This window comes from Wolbachia endosymbiont (group A) of Beris morrisii (assembly GCF_964028185.1).
Lineage (GTDB): Bacteria > Pseudomonadota > Alphaproteobacteria > Rickettsiales > Anaplasmataceae > Wolbachia.
On record NZ_OZ034760.1, the window covers coordinates 765,359 to 785,299 of the forward strand.

A 19,941-nucleotide genomic window follows, 5' to 3' on the forward strand; every position below is an offset into this window, starting at 1 on the left:
GCACAAGGTGCGTATGCAGGTGCACAAGCTTGTGCACAGTTCGATACTGGTGCTGGTAAAGCTGGCAAATTATAACCCGTAAATGGTAGTTTTGGTAAATTACTGCAATGAGAAAACATAATAATCCTTAAAAAAATACTATGATGTTATTATAAATCACAATAATTAAAGATTTAATAATTGTGATTATAAATCTAGCATATCAACTAACGGTATGATTTAAATTTTCTTTCAATTCCACTGTATCTTCGCCAGTTTTGCATATAGCCCGTCTTTACTCATTAGAGAGTCATGAGTTCCTACTTCTTCTACTTTTCCATGATTAATTACTATAATCTTGTCAGTTTTAAGTGCGGTTGATAATCTGTGTGTAATTACGATTGTTGTTCTGTTTTGCATTAACTTGCTCAATGCTTTTTGCACGAGTTTTTCACTTTCATAATCAAGTGCGGAGGTTGCTTCATCCAGTATTAAAACCTGAGGGTTTTTGAGTATGGCTCTTGCTATTACAATACGTTGTTTTTGTCCTTCAGAAAGTTTTAACCCTCTTTTTCCTACAAATGTATCAAATTTATCAGGCAGCTTATCAATAAATTCCATCGCATAAGCACCGATAGCTGCTTGCCTTACTTCCTCATATTCAGCACCCGGTTTGCCATATAGTATATTTTCCATTATTGAGCAAGAAAATATCATGTGATCTTGTGGCACTAAGCCAAACAACGATCTGAGGTCATTTAGCGCAATTGACTTAATATTGTGCCCATCGATAGTAATGCTACCTTTATTTGGATCATGAAAACGGAGCAGAAGCTTTAAAATGGTGCTTTTACCACTGCCAGATGGTCCAACAATTGATACTGCTTGACCTGCCTCTATAGAAAATGATACGTTATCTAATGCTGGCTTATCAGCATAAAAAAATGTTACGCCATTAAACGAAATTCCTTTTTGAACACTACAAATTTTTATAGGATCGTCGGGATCTGCTATAGAGCTTTTCATATTTTTAAATTCAAATAAACGCTCTACTATTCCAAGACCTCGTTGTAAATCACTGATATTATCGCTCAAATTATTTATAGCTCCTGCTGCGAGCGCTGAATAAAACACAAATGAGGAGAGTTTTCCAATAGTTATATTATTGCTTAAGACTTCTTTAATACCAAAAAAGAGCAAAACAACTAGTGAACCTATCACACACGTGATAACTAGAGTTACTAGAATAGCACGCAAGAGTACTAATTTTACGTATGATTTTGATACTGAGTTTAAATACTCCTTAAAACGGGTTTTTTCATTTTCTTCGAGTACAAACGATTTGATAGTCACTATAGATCGAAAATTTTCCTCACTAAATGACGCAAGCTCACTTAATTTATCCTGGGCAAAGCGTGCATAGCTACGCACTTTTTTTCCAAGTGAGGTCATGATAATGAGTAGTATAGGTATTATTGCGACTGCATACGCAGTTAGTTGTATATTTGTATATAATAACATGGCAACACTACCAATCAGAATCACAAAATTTCGTAATATGGTTAGTAAGCTGCTGTTTATTATTGATTGCAGCATAGAGGTATCAGTAATCAACGCTGAGATAACATCTTGTACGCCTGTGTTCTCAAAGAAACTTGGTTGCAAGTCAGTGATACTGCTATATAAGTCATATCTGATTCTTGCGATAACTTTCTCGCTGCCAATGCCAATGAAATATAACCGAGTAAATGCAGTGAGAGAAATGGCTAAAACTATAAGTATTGCAACTAATAGTTTGGTAGTAAAATCGTGCTCTGTACCAGAATCAATTATATTGCTTAAGCCTCTGCCAAAGAGGAGGATCGTTAAGGCTGAAAATAAAACTGCAATAAAAGCTATGATGAAATAAGATAGATTAGGCTTTATATAGTAAAATAACTGCCTAATATTAGATCGCATCGTATTTTGAAGTTCCTAAAGTTAAGTATATAGATTTTAGTTTCAGGGGAAAGGGGAAAGGTGTAGCACAATAGCTAACGTCATACCGCCACGAACCGTCATACCGCCGCGGTATCTCATCCGCTAACAAAGCAGGATGACAGCGGTCCTACGTCATACCGCCGCAGTATCTTTTAGCCGCTAACAAGCAGCGGGATGACGAGCTTATCGTCATACTGCCGTGAACCGTCATACTGTCACGAACCGTCATACCGTCACGGTATCTCTTAGCCGCTAACACGTAGCGGGATGACGAGGATGCCACCGCGAACCGTCATACCGCCGCGGTATCTCATCAGCTAACAAGCAGCGGGATGACGATTGTCAGGCTAGCTGTCATCCCAGTGCCCAGACACTGGGATGGCTTTGTTGCATAGCACCTTAAGCAGTGATGGTTTACGACAAATTTATGTAATGATTTCAAATTTAGCCATACCAATATCAGTGAATTTGTTGAGCAAATAGCACTTAATTAGTAATTCTTTTTCACGATTTACTTCAGATTTATTCCTAAAGCTAAATCCAAATACTTGCTTCAACCTTGAGAAAAATCCTTCTATGTAAGATCTCTTTCCATAAATTGCTTCCTTTTTCCACTCTTTTACACCATCTTGTCCATATAATTTTATTAACCTAATAGCAGCATTTCTGTCAGACATATAATCTATTTTTGAATGTTCTGCTGCATCCTTTTTTGGTAGAACTTTTGTCTTTATATCGTATTTCTTACACAATTTATAAAGTTTGTGCCTATCGTATGCCCTATCTGCATATAATTTTGTGCTGAAAATTAACTTCTTCAAGCAAATCGCAAGCTCCATAGTGGTCAGAGTAGACGCCATTACTGTATCTTGCAGCTATAGCTTTTTTACTATTCACACTTAACATAACATGTAACTTTCTTACTTGCTCGTAGCTTCGGTACTTTCTATCTGCACTGTTTTCCTTACTGTGGCCAGGAGTGTTACTGTAAATGCTGATACTTGTGCTATCTATGATAATTTCAATATTTTCCATGTTGCTTTTATCAACCCTGCAATCATTTATCTTAATATTAAGTTTTTTAAACCTTCTTGATGCTTGTGAATAGCTGATAACTGCCAATTTTTTTCCTATTTGTTGCAGATATCCTTTTATAAACCCCACCGTTTGTCTTAAACCAATTCTAAAAAGATTGACAATTATATGCACCAAAATTACGACTTTATCACTGTAAATATAGTTGCCGCCCTGCATTTTTGGACTATTTTCATACCAATTTTCGATAGCTTCATCGATGTAACGAAAAATATTTCCCCTTTTTTCAAGGAATTTGTTATATTCGTTTTGGTTACTGACTTTCATTTTCTGTGGCATATTTTTTCTTCAACAGTTAAATGGTTATTTATAATGAATTTTGTCAGTAGCCACCAGATTTTTTCGGTTGCTATGCAACAAAGCCCACTGGGATCCAGGAAAGTTTGCTTGTTTACAAGCAAACTAGCATAGAAAGTGGTTACAACGTTTTCGATGAGATTATATGGAAAACTGGATTCCAGTGTCAAGCACTGGAATGACATCACAGGGGCACTGGAATGACACCTCTCTTGGGCTCTTTTAGCTATAAACATTAAGAAATTTACCAAACGAAAAAAAAGGCAAAAGAAGCCCTAGTAATTGTCTATTTTCAGTATTGGCGTTTTTTTAAGTCTTAAACACTGCAATTTAGCTGCTTTTAAATGCAACTCACCTTTGTTTAAATGTTTAAGAAATTTACTAAGCAGAAAAAAAGGCAAAAGAAACCCCGTGTTAGCTAGTTGTCACTCTCTAATCCTGCAAATTGGCGTACTATACTGTCTTAAACGACTTATAAGCGCGTTTCAGCTTATATAGGTAAAAACCTAGAAATATTGTGAAGACATAAGGTGCACATAGTGCAAAAAATTAAAAATAAGACGCCAACTACGTTGTTTTCTTGCTGTTTAATCTGCACAGATGAAGATAACTGAATACCTTCAGTTTCATGATAAGGGGGCTGGCGGAGGGTGTCAAGTAATTCCGTTCCTTATGGGTAAAAAAAGAGAAACTCTAAGTTGCAGCCGCACGATGTTTCTCTTTTCTGCTGTTGATGATTATTTCGCCTATTGTAACTGCTGCTAAAATAAAGCAGTAATATACCTGTGTTAATAAAGAAACAGGTGATACAAAGGCGATGCTACCTGCCAGCAATAGTTGAGAACCATAAGGTAAGATACCTTTTGTAGCACAAGCAAAAACATCTAATAAGTATGCACTGCGGTATGGTGCAATATCGTGTTTCTGTGCGAGTCTTTTTGCAATGCCACCACTTAGTAAAATAGCAATGGTATTATTGGCAACCAAGGTAGTAAACATAGACGCAATTCCTGCTATCACAAATTCAGCTTTAGTTTTTGTGATATTGCTTTCATCGATGAGTTTATGCAACGCTTTTTGACCTTGTTTGTACATTATATGGCTCAACCCACCGATAAATAGAGCAAATATCATTATCTCGTTTACTTTTTTGAAACCGTCATACACGTCATGAGGAAATTGAATGATAGCATAGTCAAAAAAAGTTATTCCTAGCACACCAGCAATAATTATGTTTACAGTTATTGTTACTAAAGTGGTGACTTCAAGCAGCCCCATGATTATTAAAGAAATGTAAGGAATAATTTTTATTATAGAATAATAATCTAAATTTGATATAGAAATAATTTTTGTACTACTTGAAATTACTGCCAGATAGGTGAGTGTTATAATGCTGGCAATAATTGCAACTTTAGAGTTCATTTTAAGTTTATCTTTTGCTGAAGCTCCCTGTGAAGAAACAGATGCAATGGTGGTATCAGATATCATCGAAAGGTTATCGCCAAATACAGCACCACCTACTACAGTTGCAGTTCCTATTTCAAGACCAAAAGCTCCACTTTTTGCCAGATTAACAGCTATAGGTACCATCAGCGCAACAACTCCCATAGATGTACCAATCGCAGTTGAAATAAAAGCAGAAGCCAAAAATACTCCAGGAAGTAGTAATCGTGCTGGAAGGAAATTAAGAATTAAATTAGCAACAGTGTCTGCGCTACCAATTGATTGAGTAACCGCAGAAAATGCTCCGGAAAATAGAAAAATCAAGCACATAGTAAGGGTATTTTTGTCACCCATGCCCTTGATAACAGTATCTATGTTATGTTGAATTTTATTTGTACCACGTGAGACAGCAAAAAATAGTGCTGGTAACAAGCATATTACTGGTGAAACCTGATGAAGTGGATTATCAGTTCCGATAAAAGAAAAATAAGCACCACTTCCAAGGTATAAGATTAAAAAAATGATCAAAGGGACAAAAGCTGTCATTTCACTGTACCTCAAACTTACAACTATAACTAATTAAGTGGTCTTAAGCAAGTTTGGTTTTCACTAGTTCTACAGGAAGTTAATAGCAGAGTTTTAAACTTCATATTTAATCTACTAAATAAATAGCACATGTAGCCGAAGAGTTTATATCTTGTGCTATACTTTATTTTATGTCATGCAAACAGCTGATATTAGCATACATCCAAATAAAGTAATGGAGAATATAAAAACCATATCAGTAGAAGACGATAACGTTAGGCTGGATAGGTACATCAGAAGAATCTTTCCTGATCTAAAGCAATCTGTAATTGAAAAATCTTTAAGGAAAGGATTAATCAAAGTTGATGATTGCAAAGCAAAGTCTAGTGACAGAGTAAACTCTGGGCAAACTATAACGCTGAAGCACTTGAATTATATTGAAAACGCTAATTCTGATCGCAAATATAATGAAAAGTTAGTGAATCTGCTAAGAGAGAACATATTATATGAAGACGAATATATATTAGCTATAAACAAACCCGCAGGGGTCATCGTTCAAGGTGGCGTAAAAGTAAAGATTAGTATTAGTGATTTGCTTGACCAAATAAGAGAGGGAGAAACATTTAAAATTGTCCATAGGCTAGATAGAGATACGAGTGGAGTGATAATATTCGCACGCAATGCTAATGTTGCAAGATACCTTATGGAGGAATTTAAAGGACGAAGAGTAAAAAAAACTTATTTAGCATTGACTTCTGGCATACCGAGCAAGGATAGTGGAACAATAGACTATCCATTGGCGAAAAAATATATTTCTGGTCAAGAAAAGGTAGTTGTTGATGAAAATTCACCTCAAAATGCCATTACGCATTTTTCAATTATAGCAAAATCCAAACACAATGTTGCTTATTTAAAATTACAACCAATTACCGGCAGAACCCATCAGTTACGTGCACATTTAGCTCATATAAATTGCCCTATTCTTGGTGACGGTAAATACGGTGGTAAAAAAGCTTTTATTGATGGAGTAGCAAGTAAAATTCACCTTCATTCACATTCTTTATCTTTAAAATTACCAAATAATAAAGAAATCACTATTACCGCTCCTATTCCTAAGCACATTGAAAAGTCTATTGAAGCGCTATTTTTCGACTGAAACGATTTCACCAATCAACTTTTCTGTCTTTGGCTTTGATTTGAAGCACAGATATTAGGCTAATTAATGCGCAGGCAGTAAGATAAATGCCTGCTGCAAGTTTTGTTTCGGTTTTTTCTATAAGCCATATGCATACAGATGGAGAAAGGCCGCCAAAAATTCCTGCAGATATGTTATTTGCGAGGCTAAAGCCCGTGCACCTAACTTTCGTTGGAAATAACTCGCAGACAAGAGAATTATATATTCCAAAAGATGCACCTATCGGTACGCTTATCAATAGAAAAGTGAGCGTTACAATATAGTGGTTATCATATGATAATAGCGAAAGTGCCGGCAAACCGGCGCAAGCTAGAGCTACTAATGTAGGAATCATTACATTTTTTCTTCCAACTTTATCAGACAGTATTGCAAACAGCACTGCAGACGCTCCAAATGTAATTTCAACTATAATCCTTACTACATTTTTAATATTGATGCCTGAGAGAATAAGTTCTTTTACAGATATGTTGTAAAACATGATTGCTGAATAAACGATTGCATTTTGAGCAATACCAAGTCCAATTGCTATCACAAATGCTTTTTTATAGTCCCTGATTAACTCTAAAAATGGAGAATTAGATAAGCTTTTATTTTGATCGTGCACTTTATATGCTAAGCTCTCTTCCATTATATATCTTGTTAAAAAACCTATTATGCCCATAATGAAACAGAAATAGAAAGGCAATCTCCAGCCCCAAATTTCATAATTTTCACCTGTAAACTTTTTGCAAACAGCTATCATTACAAAGCATGTAAGAGAACCAAGAGCGCCGCTAAAAGGTTTCATGCTTCCCAGAAATCCTAGATTTTTTTTATCGCTTGAATGCTCTATTAAAAAGGCTGAGTTGATACTTGTTTCTCCACCCGCTGCCATTCCTTGCATGATTCTACACAATAGAAGTAGTATAGAAGAAAATATTCCTATTTCTTTATACCTGGGTATAACTCCAATTACAGTAGATGGTATTGAAACTAATATCACTGAAGTAAGTAAAACTTTCCTTCTACCGGATTTATCTCCAATGTAGCCAAAAATAAATGCACCAAGTGGCCTAAATCCAAAGCCAACTGCAAAGGTACCGAGAAATTTGATTGTGCTTAAATAATTACTTTCTGAAGGAAAAAAAACGTTGCTTATTATATGCGTTAAAACTCCAAACAGAGTTACTTCATACCATATAATCATATTGCAGATTATGCTTGATAGTATTGCCTTTTGGATATTATTCATGATTTTCAATTTGCCATAATGTAATATGCTATTTGCTTCGCTATAAAATTTTTCATTCAATGACCTGCAAAGACAGTTCACGTAAATGTTTATTGTCCACTTTGGAAGGGGCGCCCATTAGAACATCTTCACCTTGCTGGTTCATAGGAAAACAGATTACTTCACGAATATTTGGCTCATCAGCAAGCAGCATAACCATTCTGTCAACCCCTGGTGCTATTCCGCCGTGAGGTGGTACTCCAAATCTGAATGCACGCACAAGTGCACCGAATTTTGTATCAACTTCTCTCCGGCTATAACCTGCAATGGCAAAGGCCTTATACATGATGTCCAGTTTGTTATTGCGAATTGCTCCACTTGACAACTCTATTCCATTGCAAACAAGATCATATTGGTAAGCAAGGATATCGAGTGGATTCTTTTCCTCTAAATCTTTCAGACCACCGTGTGGCATGGAGAATGGGTTATGAAAGAAATCGATTTTTTTACTTTTATCGTCATATACAAAATAGGGAAAATCAATGATCCAACAAAACTTGAAGATATTATCATCTATAAGACCTAATTCTGACCCTAAAAGAGTGCGCACTTTTCCTGCAATTGTTGCTGCCTCATTCTCTTTGTCAGAAGCAAAAAACACACTATCTCCAGGCTTTACATTCGTTATTTCTCTTATGTGGTTTAGCCTATTGTCATCAAGAAATTTAGCAATTGGGCCTTTCGCAGTACCATCTTTATAAAACGTTATATATCCAAGACCCTTAGCACCGAATTCTTTTTGCGCATGTTCTATTTTTTTATCAAAGAAGCTGCGTGGTTCCTCTGCTGTTTTAGGTGCAGGGATGGCTCTCACTACCATACCACGCTCAATATTGCTTTTGAAAATATTGAACCCTGAATCACGGAAAATTTCTGTAACATCGCTGATTAATAGTGGATTGCGCAGATCTGGCTTATCAGAACCATATTTGAGCATTGCCTCTTTATATGTAATACGTGGAAAATCTTTATCAACAGACTTACGAGAAAATTTAGCGAACATTTTATATAAGGTAGACTCAATAATCTGAAAGATGTCTTCTTGAGTCACAAAAGACATTTCAAGATCTAGCTGATAAAACTCTCCCGGAGAACGGTCAGCCCTTGCGTCTTCGTCACGGAAACACGGTGCAATTTGAAAATATTTATCAAACCCTGAAACCATAAGCAATTGCTTAAAAATCTGTGGAGCTTGTGGCAATGCATAAAATTTACCAAGATTTAGTCTGCTTGGCACCAAATAATCACGTGCACCTTCAGGAGATGAAGCAGTAAGTATTGGAGTCTGAATTTCCAAAAACCCTTGCTCTATCATGAGCTTGCGGAGTTCTGCAATAATTTGTGAGCGCAGAATAATATTGTTGCGGGCTTTTTCACGCCTTAAATCAAGAAACCGATATTTAAATCTCATATTTTCTGGGTATTCTTGTTCGCCAGCAATGCTCGCTAATATACTTCTCTCTTCTTTCGCTATTTCTTCATCACGGTGGAACTCGACTTCCGATTCAACGTGCAAATTGCTAACTACAACCTCAATTTCTCCGGTTGCGATAGAGCTGTTTACCGTATCTTCAGTTCTAGCTTCAACTATTCCTGTAACAGTGATCACACTTTCTGATTTTAAATTTGAAATCTCATCAAAAAAATCTTTATCATTATTAAATACTAGTTGAGTGATTCCATAGAAGTCTCTTAAATCAACAAAAATTAAGTTACCGTGATCGCGCTTACGATATAACCATCCAGAGAGGGTAACTTCCTTTTCTACGTCGTTCTTCCTTAATTCTTCACACGTGTGAGTTTTATAGCAGTTCATATTTGTTTCACTTCTAAATTCTTTAAAAAGTATAGAAATAAACCTTACTACATACAAGCCCATTCGTCAGATATTTGTCCAATTTACGAAATAGAGCAGTGTTGCTTTTATACTGTCTTTACCCGCAAAAAAATTGCACAATTTCTATAATTATGGTATAATAATAAGGGTATTTTTAATGAATTAGATACAGGAAATGCCACTTACACAGATCATATTATATAGCGTAACATTACTTGCTGTAGCTGCAGTATTTCTCTTTTTGAGAAAAATATACAAAAATCGCATTAGAAAAATCATATTTCCTAGAAAAGTTTTTAAAGAAGAGTGGGAAGAAGACAGAAAATTCAATGAATTGTATCAAAAAAATAAGCAAAAAGAGTTGCTGAAGCAACAAGAAACGCTACGCGAGAAACAAAAAGATGTGCAAGTTTATAAAGAAGATCCAGAAATAGTTGACATAGCAAAACCGGTAGGTAAATGGACAAAGATGGTTATGATGGGTAATGGTTTAATGCAGCGTTTTGCACAATTGATACATAGAGAAGGCGGCCAGAAAGGATTTTGGGAGCTGTTTGTAAAAGCTCAGGCTTCAACTCAAGGTAAACATAAGGGGAAGGGCAGATAATCCATGCTTGAATGTGAAAATTTATCCTGCGCTCGTAATAACAAAGTATTATTTAAACATCTTAGCTTTAAAGCTGAGCCAAAATCAAAGATTCTAATCACTGGTCCAAATGGTAGTGGTAAAACCAGCTTAATTAGAAGTTTATCTGGACTTTTGCCGCCGGTATCAGGCAATATAAGGCACTGCGGAAAAGACATATATGATGATCCAAAATCCTATATACCTTCTATGGTCTACGTAGGGCATAAAAATGCCTGCAAGGATAGCTTAACTGTTACTCAAAACATAGAATTCTGGGCAGGAATACGAAATACTAGGGAATTGATTGTGGCAGCTGTTTGTTGCTTGCAGTTACAGCCTGTACTTAATATTAGATATGGCGAACTTTCTGCAGGCTGGAGAAGAAGAGTTGCGCTTGCCCGCCTCTTGATTTCTAATGCAAACGTTTGGCTGATAGATGAACCATTTTGTAATCTTGATAGTGCGACGTGTGAATTAGTGCTGAACCTAATCTCAATACGCTCTGAGCAAAATGGTATAGTAATTATTACAGGACATAGCTCTACAGAGCAATTGTGTGATTTTACAACGATCGATATACGCGATTTCAATAGACTTCTTGCATAGTTTTTGGCAGCACGTTGAGAAACGAAAAAACTTACTTGACACCCTTCGCCAGCCCCTTTATCATGAAACTGAAGCTATTTATTTATCTTCTCTGTACAGATTAAATGACAAAAAAACTCAACGTATTTGGCGTCTCATGTTTAATTTTTTGCACTATGTGCACCTTATGTCTTTATCAAATTTCTAGGTTTTTACCTACACAAGCTGAAATACGCTTATAAAGCATTTAAAACATCAAAAAACGCCAACTTAAAAAATGGATAGTGAATAACTAGCTACCCTAGGGTTTCTTTTGCCTTTTTTTCTGTTTAGTAAATTTCTTAATGTTTATAATTTAGATTAGTTGCATTTAAAAGCAGCTGAATCGCGGTTATTAAGTGTTTAGAATAAAAAAACGCCATACTTGAAAGTATAATGTAAGTAACTAGCCAACCACGGGGCTTCTTTTGCCTTTTTTTCCGTTTGGTAAATTTCTTAACGTTTGTAGCTAAACGACAATCGTCATCCCGCTGCTTGTTAGCGGGATCTAGAGATACCGCGGCGGTATGACGTAGAAAAACTGAGCCTGCACTAGCTATAGGCGTGAGAAAGGGGATCGTTTTCACTTACTTGCTTAACAGATTCTATAGAATATTCAGAATATATAAAGCGAGCTAAATTCAAAATACATAGCGCGATTAATATTGGTAGTCCTATGTTCAATGCTAACCCAATACTTTCTCTTTTTTCTGGTGGCACTAATCCTTTTAACATTGACACTTTTCCTAACGGAAAATGCCATAAGCAAAGTGTCGATGCAGATGCTACTATTATAAATAGACAAAAATAAGCCTTTTTTGAGGAAAATACAGTTTTTAATGATGATTTGAGTGTAATGTTAGTAGGTGGTAGAGTTTTAGCTTCATTTGTTGCTGGTGAAAGATCTTTAATTGGTAAAGGGTTTGTAGATTTGTGAGGAGTATTTTCATGTTGTGGAGAAGGTTGTTGTATATAAACACCTGAAACTAATTTAAGCAATTGCTCTTTTTTTCTATATACTTGTTTTTGTAAATATTCTTTACCTAAAAGTGAGTTACTAAGAGGTTGTGGCCTTTCGAGTATCTGTAATACTTCTGATATTTCGCCTGGCTCTAATATTGCATGTAATTGTTTATCTTGAAAGTAAACAATATTGAATACTGAGCTGAAAATATTGCAAAATGTTTCTGGATCTTGATTTTTGTATCCACTCATCACTTCAATAAATATTTCATCGAGTTTTTTCCCCCTGTGCTCAATTTGGTTATCTATCATAGCTACTCTAGCATCATTTCGTGCTTGTTTTATGGTAGATTGTTTTTCTTCTTCTGGTAGTTCTTGAGATTGCTTTTTCGATTTTTTTCTATTAGCTTTAAAATACTCTGTGTGCGAAGTAGTTTGACCTACATTCTGTTCTGCTTCTTGAGGTATTGGATTTTCTATACTACCCCCTGTCATCCGAGTAGCTTGACTACTTGGATCCATGTTTCTTTTTTCCTGGATTCCAGCGTCAAGCGCTGGAATGACACCAAATAGTATATTGTTGCTCTGTATAGAAAATTTTGGCAATTGTTGAGAAAAGAATTGTGACGTATTAAAAAGATTGGGTAGACAGAAAAAAGATCTAAACCAGAAAACGTTTTCATGCATTGCAGCAACTGCTATCGAAGCGCGTGTAACTTGTTTTCCATTATTTGTTACATCGAAGCCAAATGAGCCTGTAACTGGTACGATTTGTCTATTTTGTGCATTTTTTTGGTTAGTTTCACTCTGTTCTTTTTTGTCTTCATTTTTAGTTTTTTCTGCATGTTTTGACTTTTCGTTTAAAAATGACCCAATTTGGTGCAAATTATCCAGGTTAATGTCTTTAGCATCTGTTTGTAGTGTTATTGTTACTCCTTGTAAGAGAATTTTAGATGGAGCATTATTTATGAATTCTTCTACAGTTTTATAACTGTTAGTTTTACGGTAGTTATTATATAATTCACTGCTTTCTTTCGGCACTTTCATGTTGACTGTAAAATTTTTTTCCTGAGGAAGGCAGATTTTGAAAAAATCAATTAAAGGGTTTATTCTAAATAATCTTATATTAAAGGTGTCTTTATCTGTTGCTGTTAGCTCAAATGAAAATTTTTGTATATTGCTTTCAATACTTCTCGAGCGAATAGTACTGATCTTAATTGTTTCGCTAGAAAATGCTTTACTTATGTTTTTGGATTTTTCCTTAAAGAGCTTAGGTAAATCCTCTATTTTATACTTATTCTTAGTTTCAGTGTTACTGTTGTGCATAGTTGATACAGCAAATTCATCAACACAAAGGTAAATAAAAAAGATTAATCGGTCAATAAATTAATAATCAGAATAGGGCAATTTTTCGGATTGTTGATGATATTTAAAATTTCACTATAATGAAAGTTTAAGCCAGCATTTTAAGATGAATAAAGAGTTATTAGATGACATACTTTCACTTGAAGATAAAGCAGTTTCCGAAATTGAGAATGCTTCTTCTTTGCAAGATTTAGAAAAAGTTAGGCTATTATATTTGGGAAAAAAGGGTGTAGTTAGAGCTTATTTTGATAACTTAAAAAAGATAGAAAATGCAGAGAAAAAGCGTGATTTAGGCGCAGTTATTAACGCTTTACGTGATAAGATAGACCATCTTATCATGAATAGGGAAAATGTACTAAAAACAGAAGAAGTTAACTTTAAATTGCAGAACGAGGCAGTTGATATTACGTTGCCCGTTAGACCAGAAAAAATTGGCAAGATCCATCCACTCAGTAAAGTTATAAATGAAGTAAAGCTTATTTTTGCACATATGGGTTTTAAAGCAGTTGATGGCCCTGACATTGAAGATGAATTTCATGTATTTGATGCACTGAATACTCCAAGTCATCATCCTGCACGAGAGGAGCAAGATACCTTCTACTTAAAGAATAAAATAAACGATAAAAGAATGGTACTGCGCACTCACACCTCATCTGTGCAGATTAGAACCATGGAAAAAACAAAAAATTTCCCTATTAAAATAGTAGCCCCTGGTAGGGTATACAGAAATGATTTTGATGCAACTCACACTCCTATGTTTCACCAGATAGAAGGGTTATATGTCGATGAAAACGTCAATATGGGCCAGTTAAAATTTACTATTCATCACTTCCTTAATAAGTTTTTTGGAGATAAAGGGCTGAAGATACGTTTTCGTAATAGTTTTTTCCCTTTTACCGAGCCTTCTGCAGAAGTGGACATAAGTTATAAAGGTAGTAAATGGATAGAAGTACTGGGATGCGGTATGACGCATCCAAATGTATTTCAAAATGTTGGAATAGATCACACTAAATACAGCGGTTTTGCGTTTGGCATTGGTATAGAAAGGCTTGCAATGCTAAAATATCAAATTAGCGACTTAAGGAGCTTTTATGACAACAAAATCAGCTGGCTTGATCATTATGGTTTTCATTTTTCATCTTTAAGATAAGTGATAAGTAAAACTCATACGTTCATTATACTTGCTGCCGGGCATGGCAGGCGGATGAATTCAGATTTGCCTAAGGTCCTACACAAAATAGGCAGTTTTTCCATGCTCCAGCATGTCATTTACAATGCAAAACAGTTAAATCCTGAAAATATTGCTGTTGTACTTGATCAGCCTTTAATTGAAAGACTAAAGTGCTTTGAGGATATACAGTTAATTACACAAGAATCAACACTCGGTACGGGAGATGCAGTCAAAACTGCGATGAGAAACCTGAAAGAATTGCCAGATTCGAACATAGTCGTTGTGCAGTATGGAGATACTCCGCTCATAAAAAGCAGCACAATAACTAAAATGGTTAGTTGCTTAGAAGAGGGCAAAGCCCTAGTTTGTCTTGGTTTTAAAACCAGCAATAAAGAGTACGGTAGGTTGATTATCAAGGATGGTTCTTTAATAGAGATCGTAGAAGCAAAGAGTGATAAAAATAATCATGAAGAGTTTCTTGCCAATGCTGGAATAATGGTTGCATATGCAAAGAATTTACGTGAATTGGTGGAGAAAATAGAGTGCAATAGCTCAATTCATGAGTATTACTTAACCGATATAGTCTCCATTGCGGTGGAACATGGTTTGAACGTCGGTTACGTTATTACCGGTGGAGAAGAAGCAATTGGAATAAATAACAGAAATGACCTTGCAAAAGCTGAGTTTTACTTTCAAGAAAATCAAAGAAAAGTTTTTACCGACTTCGGGGTAACGCTTGTTGCACCAGAGACTGTTTTCTTTTCTCTTGATACGCAAATTTCCAGAGATTCGGTTATTCACCCATATGTTTTTTTCGGTACTGGAGTGAAAATAGAGTCTGGTGCGAAAATACTGCCATTTTCGCATTTAGAAAACTGCTTAATTAAAAGTAATGCTGAGGTCGGTCCATTTACCAGAATACGCGGAAACACAACAATTGGTAATAAGGCAAAAATAGGAAATTTTGTGGAAGTGAAAACAAGTAAAGTTGGTCAAAACACTAGAATAAAACACTTAAGTTATATAGGAAATACTAAAGTAGGGCGGGGGAGTAATATAGGAGCAGGCACTATTGTTTGTAATTATGATGGGAAAGATAAACATGAAACGAATATAGGGAGCAATTGCTTTGTTGGCGCCAATAGCTCACTAATTGCGCCACTTAATATTCATGATGAATCTGTAATTGCAGCAGGTAGTGTTATAGTTGAGGATGTACCAGAAAAAAGCCTTGCAATAGCAAGAGAAAAGCAAGTGATTAAAAAAATAAAGTAATTTGACTATAATTATCTATTTTTAACGTTTATATGTGTATACATGCGTGTACCGATATTTAGAGGTAAAAATGAAAAAATTATTTACTTTAGTAGCTATATTGCCTGCTGTTTCTTTGTCAGTACCATGTTTTGGAGTTGATTTTATTAGAGATAGAATCTATACTTCTTCGTCATACAGTTCTGGCGATTTTAGTTATAGTGTCGGTTATCACTACACAAACAGCGTAAAAATTTTAGTTGAGCCTATTATTTCAGTTGCAAGTATTTTTAAAGGAAAACTGCAAGGAGGAATTTTGGCAAATTTACGTTATCACTACGAGTTTACAAACACAGATATCGCTCTATATGTTAATGTTGGTATAGGTGCTGCTATCGATTTTGTTGGACAGTCAAAGTTTGGTTTCTCATATAAAATAAGCTCTGGTCTTGATTTTCCGCTTTCTTCAAGGACAAGTGTTTTTGCTGGTTACCGTCTATTGAAAGCATTTGAAGATTATAATCATGGATTTGAGCTTGGAATAAATTATAACTTATAAAACCCCAACTGAATAGCAACAGGTTGTACTTTTTTCAAATTGAAGCTGAATTTTTGCTAGATAATTAATAAGCCATATTATGGAGTTTTAATTAGAGACCTGCTATAAAAGCAAAGTGAGGGGGATTAAAAATGACCAAGTTTTGCTTTTGTAGACAATAAGATTTTTTGAGAATTAATTACTGTCTGAGAAAAAGCAGATAACAAGGTGAAAAAAGATAGAAGTATTTAAGTAGCTCAAAAAGAACGTTAAGTCGTGTTTTTTATTTATATTGACAGTATATATGACATCGTTTACGATTAAAATTAATAACAATAATTTATATTTATCATGTTTGCAGTAATTGAGACTGGTGGAAAGCAATATTTAGTAAAAGAAGGCAGTATAATAAAGGTAGAGAAGTTAGAAGCTGAAGAAAAAAAAGAGGTGGAAATCAATAAGGTGATTTGTATTTCAAATAATGGCTTATCTTATTCATCTAATGCTACTGTTAAAGCTGAAGTATTGGAGCAGTGCAGAGGAGAAAAAATTATAATCTTTAAGAAGAAAAGAAGAAAAAATTACCGTAGGAAAACTGGTCATAGGCAGTATATAACTGTTCTTCGTATCAATGAAATTAATCTTCAAAAGTAAGAGGTAAAATATGGCAACTAAAAAATCAGGTGGTAGTTCCTGTAATGGTAGAGATTCAGCAGGTCGTAGGTTAGGAATAAAGAAGAATGGGAAGGTTATTCCTGGTAACATAATTGTGCGCCAAAGAGGCACAAAATTCCATCCTGGAAAGAATGTTGGTATAGGTAAAGATCATACGATTTTTGCTAAAATAGAAGGCTGGGTCAGCTTTAGAAGGTCAGCAAATAAAAAGACTTTTATTGATATCTTGCCTACAGATAATATGAAAGCTTCAGCTTGAATAAATCATGGGTCTGTAGCTCAGGTGGTTAGAGCGCACGCCTGATAAGCGTGAGGTCGGAGGTTCAACTCTTCCCAGACCCACCATTTAATAATTACTAACTGTGTTTTTTATAGCAGTTTTGGTATTATATAAGCAGAAACCTAAAGCATGAGTTCATATAAAAATTTAGTAACCAGTGAATCAGTGGCGGCTGGTCATCCAGATAAAGTAGCAGATCAAATTTCAGATGCAATACTTGATGAATACCTTTTCACTGATCCTTTTGCGCGAGCTGCAATAGAGACTTTAGTCACCAAAGATAACGTTATTATAGCTGGGGAAGTATTCGGACCTAACATCAAAAATAGCAGGATTGAAAGTATTGTACGGAATACAATAAAAGATATTGGTTATGAGCATGATGGTTTCCACTGGAGAAAAGTGAAGGTAAATATATTATTACATGAGCAATCAAATGACATTGCAATAGGGTTGGATCAAGGTGCTGGAGATCAGGGCATAATGTATGGCTATGCAACAACAGAGACAGAAAACCTTATGCCGGCTCCCATTTTTTATGCGCACTCGATTCTGAAAAATATCATGAGCGCAGTTAAAGAAGCAAAACTTGGTCCGGATGCAAAGTCACAAATCACTTTGGCATATGAGAATAACCTCCCGGTACGTGCTGAAAGTATTATTGTCTCAATACAGCACCCTGAGGATTTGGATCAATCAAAAGTAAAAGAAATAATTTACCCTTACATAGTTTCATCTTTACCTGAAGGATGGATGTGTCATGAGGAAAATCTCTTAGTCAATCCAACAGGTAGATTTGTTATTGGTGGGCCGGTTGGTGATTGTGGATTAACCGGACGGAAAATTATGGTTGATACTTATGGAGGTTATATTCCACACGGTGGAGGAGCGTTTTCCGGAAAAGATGCAACCAAAGTTGATAGATCTGCAGCTTATATGGCAAGATACCTTGCTAAAAATATTGTCTTTGCAGGTTTGGCTAAACGTTGTCTTGTGCAGCTTTCTTATGCAATTGGTATATCACAACCTACTTCATTCTATATTGACACATTTAGTACAAATACGATAGATGAAAAAAAGATTAAAAAGTTTATTGAGAATAGTGTGGATTTATCAACAAAAGGTATAATCAAGCATTTATCGCTTAATCATCCTATATATAAACGTACAGCCTGTTATGGACATTTTGGTAAAGAGTCAGAAAATGACGGTGGATTTTCTTGGGAAAGCATGAACTTGTCTGCTGATCTTTGTAGAGAATTCAATATAGAAGGTAATAGTAAAATTTCTTTAGGTTGCTGAAATTTTTGATTTACAGCCCCACATTTATATATTAGCTTATTGTTAAAGTATAATTGCTTTTTCATAATAATTATACTATATTAGTGATAATTATTATATTCAGTTTTTATTGTGAGGCTCATGCAATGTATAATGACATAAAAGAAGAATTTTGTAGCATAGCTATAAAAGAATCATCTGATCTTATTGATAGAATAGAAGAACATCCTTTTTATGTTGAATTGATGAATGGCAAATTAAGTTATAAGAAGTTCAAGTTCTACGTTCAACAGACTTTTTTATGCTTAGTGGATTGCACTCGTGCTTTTTTAATTATTGCATCTAGAGCTAATGATATTGAAACAATGGATAAATTAACCTTTATAGCTCGTAAAATATTCAGTATGCGAAGTCTATGTGAGGAGCAGTTTACAGAATGTAACTCATCCGATAGCCACAAAAGATCGAAATCTAGTTCTGCCCTCATTGATTTCTTCATGCGTGCTGCATACCATAATTCAGTAGCTGAAAGCTTAGCAGCTTCTTATCCATGTTTTGGTATGTGTCAGATCACCTTTCAACATACGGTAAAAGATAGCATTCCTTCAAGCAATAAGTATAAAAAATGGATTAATCTCTATAATACTAATATAGTGGATAACACAGCTGATGCTATAACTGAGATTGTGAATAAGCTGTATAGAGAATATAGTAATAAGGAGAAGAAAAAGATGCTCGAGTTTTTTCGTAACGGATTAGAACTTGAGGTAATATTCTGGGATGAGGTGTATTACTCTAATATATCTAGCAAAGAATATTAGCAGCGGATTATTTACGTTGACTTGATCTTTATCGGTAACTACAGTGTTCAGTGGCATAATTAGGAGCTGTTACGGGTCAAATCTTTTAAAGGATATAATTGAGCATCCTTTTAATGTTAAGTTGGCGAATAACACCCTAAATATAGAGAACTTCAAATTCTATGCTCAACAAAAGACGTTGTTCTTAGGTGATTATATTCGTACCACCTTAATTACTGCATCCAGAATGGAAGATTATAGTAGTATTATCTCGCTTACTGAAGTAGCCCAAAGAGCAGTGACTGTTAATAGAGTGCTATATAACTACTACTTTACTATGTACGGTATAAGTCGTGGAAAGAAATCTCTTGAGTGTTTTAATTTCACTAATTTTCTTTTATCCATCTCGTATAGTAATACCTATGAGGCTATGACGGTTTTGTATTCTTGCATGTTTATATACAAGACTGTCGTTGATAGCATGAAAAATAGATTCAAAAAAAATAATAGATATAGGGATTGGTTTAATTTTTGTTACAGTGATTCAGTAAAGTCTGGATGCATTATTTTGGAAAATATTATTGATGGATATTGCAGCAGAGCAAGAGAAAATGAAAAGAGCAAAATGCTTGAGTTGTTTAGAATAACTGCACAATTTGTGTTAGATTTTTTGAACGGTGCATATAATTTTTCAAGATTCAATCAATTTCCTAAGGAACATTGACAATTTTAAGCTAATTT

The 19,941-nt window shown here is 35.0% G+C and carries 22 protein-coding genes and 1 tRNA gene; 12 read left to right on the forward strand and 11 right to left on the reverse strand.

All coding sequences use genetic code 11. The annotated features are described in order from the left end of the window. Positions 1-231: 231 nt before the first annotated feature. The 8 genes from ABWU69_RS03895 to ABWU69_RS03930 form a co-directional block, all read right to left on the reverse strand. Positions 232-1,938 (reverse strand): ABC transporter ATP-binding protein, encoded by a 1,707-nt coding sequence (locus tag ABWU69_RS03895; protein ID WP_353284971.1) that lies wholly within the window; start codon positions 1,936-1,938, stop codon positions 232-234. Continuing rightward, positions 1,928-2,068 carry a hypothetical protein gene (locus ABWU69_RS03900; RefSeq protein WP_353284972.1) on the reverse strand — a complete coding sequence of 47 codons (141 nt, stop codon included), beginning with the start codon at positions 2,066-2,068 and terminating at the stop codon, positions 1,928-1,930. Before ABWU69_RS03900 ends, ABWU69_RS03895 begins: the two co-directional genes overlap by 11 nt. Positions 2,069-2,086: 18 nt before the next feature. Next, on the reverse strand, positions 2,087-2,218 hold the full coding sequence (locus ABWU69_RS03905) for a hypothetical protein (RefSeq protein WP_353284973.1): 132 nt from the start codon (positions 2,216-2,218) through the stop codon (positions 2,087-2,089). Positions 2,219-2,272: 54 nt separating this feature from the next. Then, positions 2,273-2,401 carry a hypothetical protein gene (locus tag ABWU69_RS03910; RefSeq protein WP_353284974.1) on the reverse strand — a complete coding sequence of 43 codons (129 nt, stop codon included), beginning with the start codon at positions 2,399-2,401 and terminating at the stop codon, positions 2,273-2,275. Continuing rightward, positions 2,385-2,798 carry a transposase gene (locus tag ABWU69_RS03915; RefSeq protein WP_353284975.1) on the reverse strand — a complete coding sequence of 138 codons (414 nt, stop codon included), beginning with the start codon at positions 2,796-2,798 and terminating at the stop codon, positions 2,385-2,387. Before ABWU69_RS03915 ends, ABWU69_RS03910 begins: the two co-directional genes overlap by 17 nt. After that, positions 2,740-3,333 carry a transposase gene (locus tag ABWU69_RS03920; RefSeq protein WP_353284976.1) on the reverse strand — a complete coding sequence of 198 codons (594 nt, stop codon included), beginning with the start codon at positions 3,331-3,333 and terminating at the stop codon, positions 2,740-2,742. The genes ABWU69_RS03915 and ABWU69_RS03920 overlap by 59 nt, the downstream gene beginning before the upstream one ends. Continuing rightward, the gene (locus ABWU69_RS03925; RefSeq protein ID WP_353284977.1) at positions 3,318-3,587 is read right to left on the reverse strand and encodes a hypothetical protein; all 270 of its coding nucleotides are present in this window, start codon (positions 3,585-3,587) and stop codon (positions 3,318-3,320) included. Before ABWU69_RS03925 ends, ABWU69_RS03920 begins: the two co-directional genes overlap by 16 nt. Positions 3,588-4,044: 457 nt before the next feature. Next, positions 4,045-5,340, reverse strand: a complete 1,296-nt coding sequence (locus ABWU69_RS03930; RefSeq protein WP_353284978.1) for a Na+/H+ antiporter NhaC family protein — start codon at positions 5,338-5,340, stop codon at positions 4,045-4,047. A gap of 175 nt (positions 5,341-5,515) precedes the next feature. On the opposite strand from ABWU69_RS03930, the gene ABWU69_RS03935 reads away from it, so the two are divergent. Continuing rightward, positions 5,516-6,475, forward strand: a complete 960-nt coding sequence (locus ABWU69_RS03935; protein ID WP_265034314.1) for an RluA family pseudouridine synthase — start codon at positions 5,516-5,518, stop codon at positions 6,473-6,475. 7 nt (positions 6,476-6,482) lie between these two features. Here ABWU69_RS03935 and ABWU69_RS03940 read toward each other — a convergent pair whose 3' ends face one another. Then, entirely contained in the window at positions 6,483-7,745 is a 1,263-nt protein-coding gene (locus ABWU69_RS03940) for an MFS transporter (protein WP_353285425.1), read from the reverse strand. Positions 7,746-7,797: 52 nt separating this feature from the next. Further along, positions 7,798-9,600, reverse strand: coding sequence for an aspartate--tRNA ligase (aspS, locus tag ABWU69_RS03945; RefSeq protein WP_265034315.1), 1,803 nt, complete (start codon positions 9,598-9,600; stop codon positions 7,798-7,800). A 196-nt stretch (positions 9,601-9,796) separates the two neighbouring features. Here aspS and ABWU69_RS03950 point away from each other — a divergent pair, with 196 nt between their 5' ends. Together ABWU69_RS03950 and ccmA are read left to right on the forward strand one after the other, a co-directional pair. Next, the gene (locus tag ABWU69_RS03950) at positions 9,797-10,228 is read left to right on the forward strand and encodes a hypothetical protein (RefSeq protein ID WP_006279891.1); all 432 of its coding nucleotides are present in this window, start codon (positions 9,797-9,799) and stop codon (positions 10,226-10,228) included. A gap of 3 nt (positions 10,229-10,231) precedes the next feature. Then, positions 10,232-10,855 (forward strand): heme ABC exporter ATP-binding protein CcmA, encoded by a 624-nt coding sequence (gene ccmA, locus ABWU69_RS03955; protein WP_265025494.1) that lies wholly within the window; start codon positions 10,232-10,234, stop codon positions 10,853-10,855. A gap of 570 nt (positions 10,856-11,425) precedes the next feature. On the opposite strand, the gene ABWU69_RS03960 is transcribed toward ccmA, so the two are convergent. Then, positions 11,426-13,162 carry a hypothetical protein gene (locus ABWU69_RS03960; RefSeq protein ID WP_265034316.1) on the reverse strand — a complete coding sequence of 579 codons (1,737 nt, stop codon included), beginning with the start codon at positions 13,160-13,162 and terminating at the stop codon, positions 11,426-11,428. Between the two features lie 145 nt (positions 13,163-13,307). Between ABWU69_RS03960 and pheS the strand changes: the two genes are divergently transcribed. The 9 genes from pheS to ABWU69_RS04005 all read left to right on the forward strand — a co-directional run bounded on the left by pheS (position 13,308) and on the right by ABWU69_RS04005 (position 19,924). Further along, on the forward strand, positions 13,308-14,351 hold the full coding sequence (gene pheS / locus ABWU69_RS03965; RefSeq protein ID WP_265034317.1) for a phenylalanine--tRNA ligase subunit alpha: 1,044 nt from the start codon (positions 13,308-13,310) through the stop codon (positions 14,349-14,351). Further along, positions 14,352-15,647: a bifunctional UDP-N-acetylglucosamine diphosphorylase/glucosamine-1-phosphate N-acetyltransferase GlmU gene (gene glmU / locus ABWU69_RS03970; protein ID WP_265034318.1), complete on the forward strand. Its 1,296-nt coding sequence runs from the start codon at positions 14,352-14,354 to the stop codon at positions 15,645-15,647. A gap of 70 nt (positions 15,648-15,717) precedes the next feature. Continuing rightward, the gene (locus ABWU69_RS03975) at positions 15,718-16,185 is read left to right on the forward strand and encodes a P44/Msp2 family outer membrane protein (protein ID WP_265034319.1); all 468 of its coding nucleotides are present in this window, start codon (positions 15,718-15,720) and stop codon (positions 16,183-16,185) included. A 330-nt stretch (positions 16,186-16,515) separates the two neighbouring features. Continuing rightward, complete coding sequence (rplU, locus tag ABWU69_RS03980; RefSeq protein WP_182366585.1) at positions 16,516-16,818, forward strand: 50S ribosomal protein L21; 303 nt, start codon at positions 16,516-16,518, stop codon at positions 16,816-16,818. A gap of 10 nt (positions 16,819-16,828) precedes the next feature. Next, on the forward strand, positions 16,829-17,098 hold the full coding sequence (gene rpmA / locus ABWU69_RS03985) for a 50S ribosomal protein L27 (RefSeq protein ID WP_010082252.1): 270 nt from the start codon (positions 16,829-16,831) through the stop codon (positions 17,096-17,098). Positions 17,099-17,107: 9 nt separating this feature from the next. Then, positions 17,108-17,184, forward strand: a tRNA-Ile gene (locus ABWU69_RS03990). A gap of 64 nt (positions 17,185-17,248) precedes the next feature. Next, complete coding sequence (gene metK, locus ABWU69_RS03995) at positions 17,249-18,421, forward strand: methionine adenosyltransferase (RefSeq protein WP_265034320.1); 1,173 nt, start codon at positions 17,249-17,251, stop codon at positions 18,419-18,421. A gap of 125 nt (positions 18,422-18,546) precedes the next feature. Next, entirely contained in the window at positions 18,547-19,221 is a 675-nt protein-coding gene (locus ABWU69_RS04000) for a TenA family protein (protein WP_353284979.1), read from the forward strand. A 121-nt stretch (positions 19,222-19,342) separates the two neighbouring features. Continuing rightward, on the forward strand, positions 19,343-19,924 hold the full coding sequence (locus ABWU69_RS04005) for a TenA family protein (protein WP_353284980.1): 582 nt from the start codon (positions 19,343-19,345) through the stop codon (positions 19,922-19,924). The last annotated feature ends 17 nt before the right edge of the window (positions 19,925-19,941 follow it).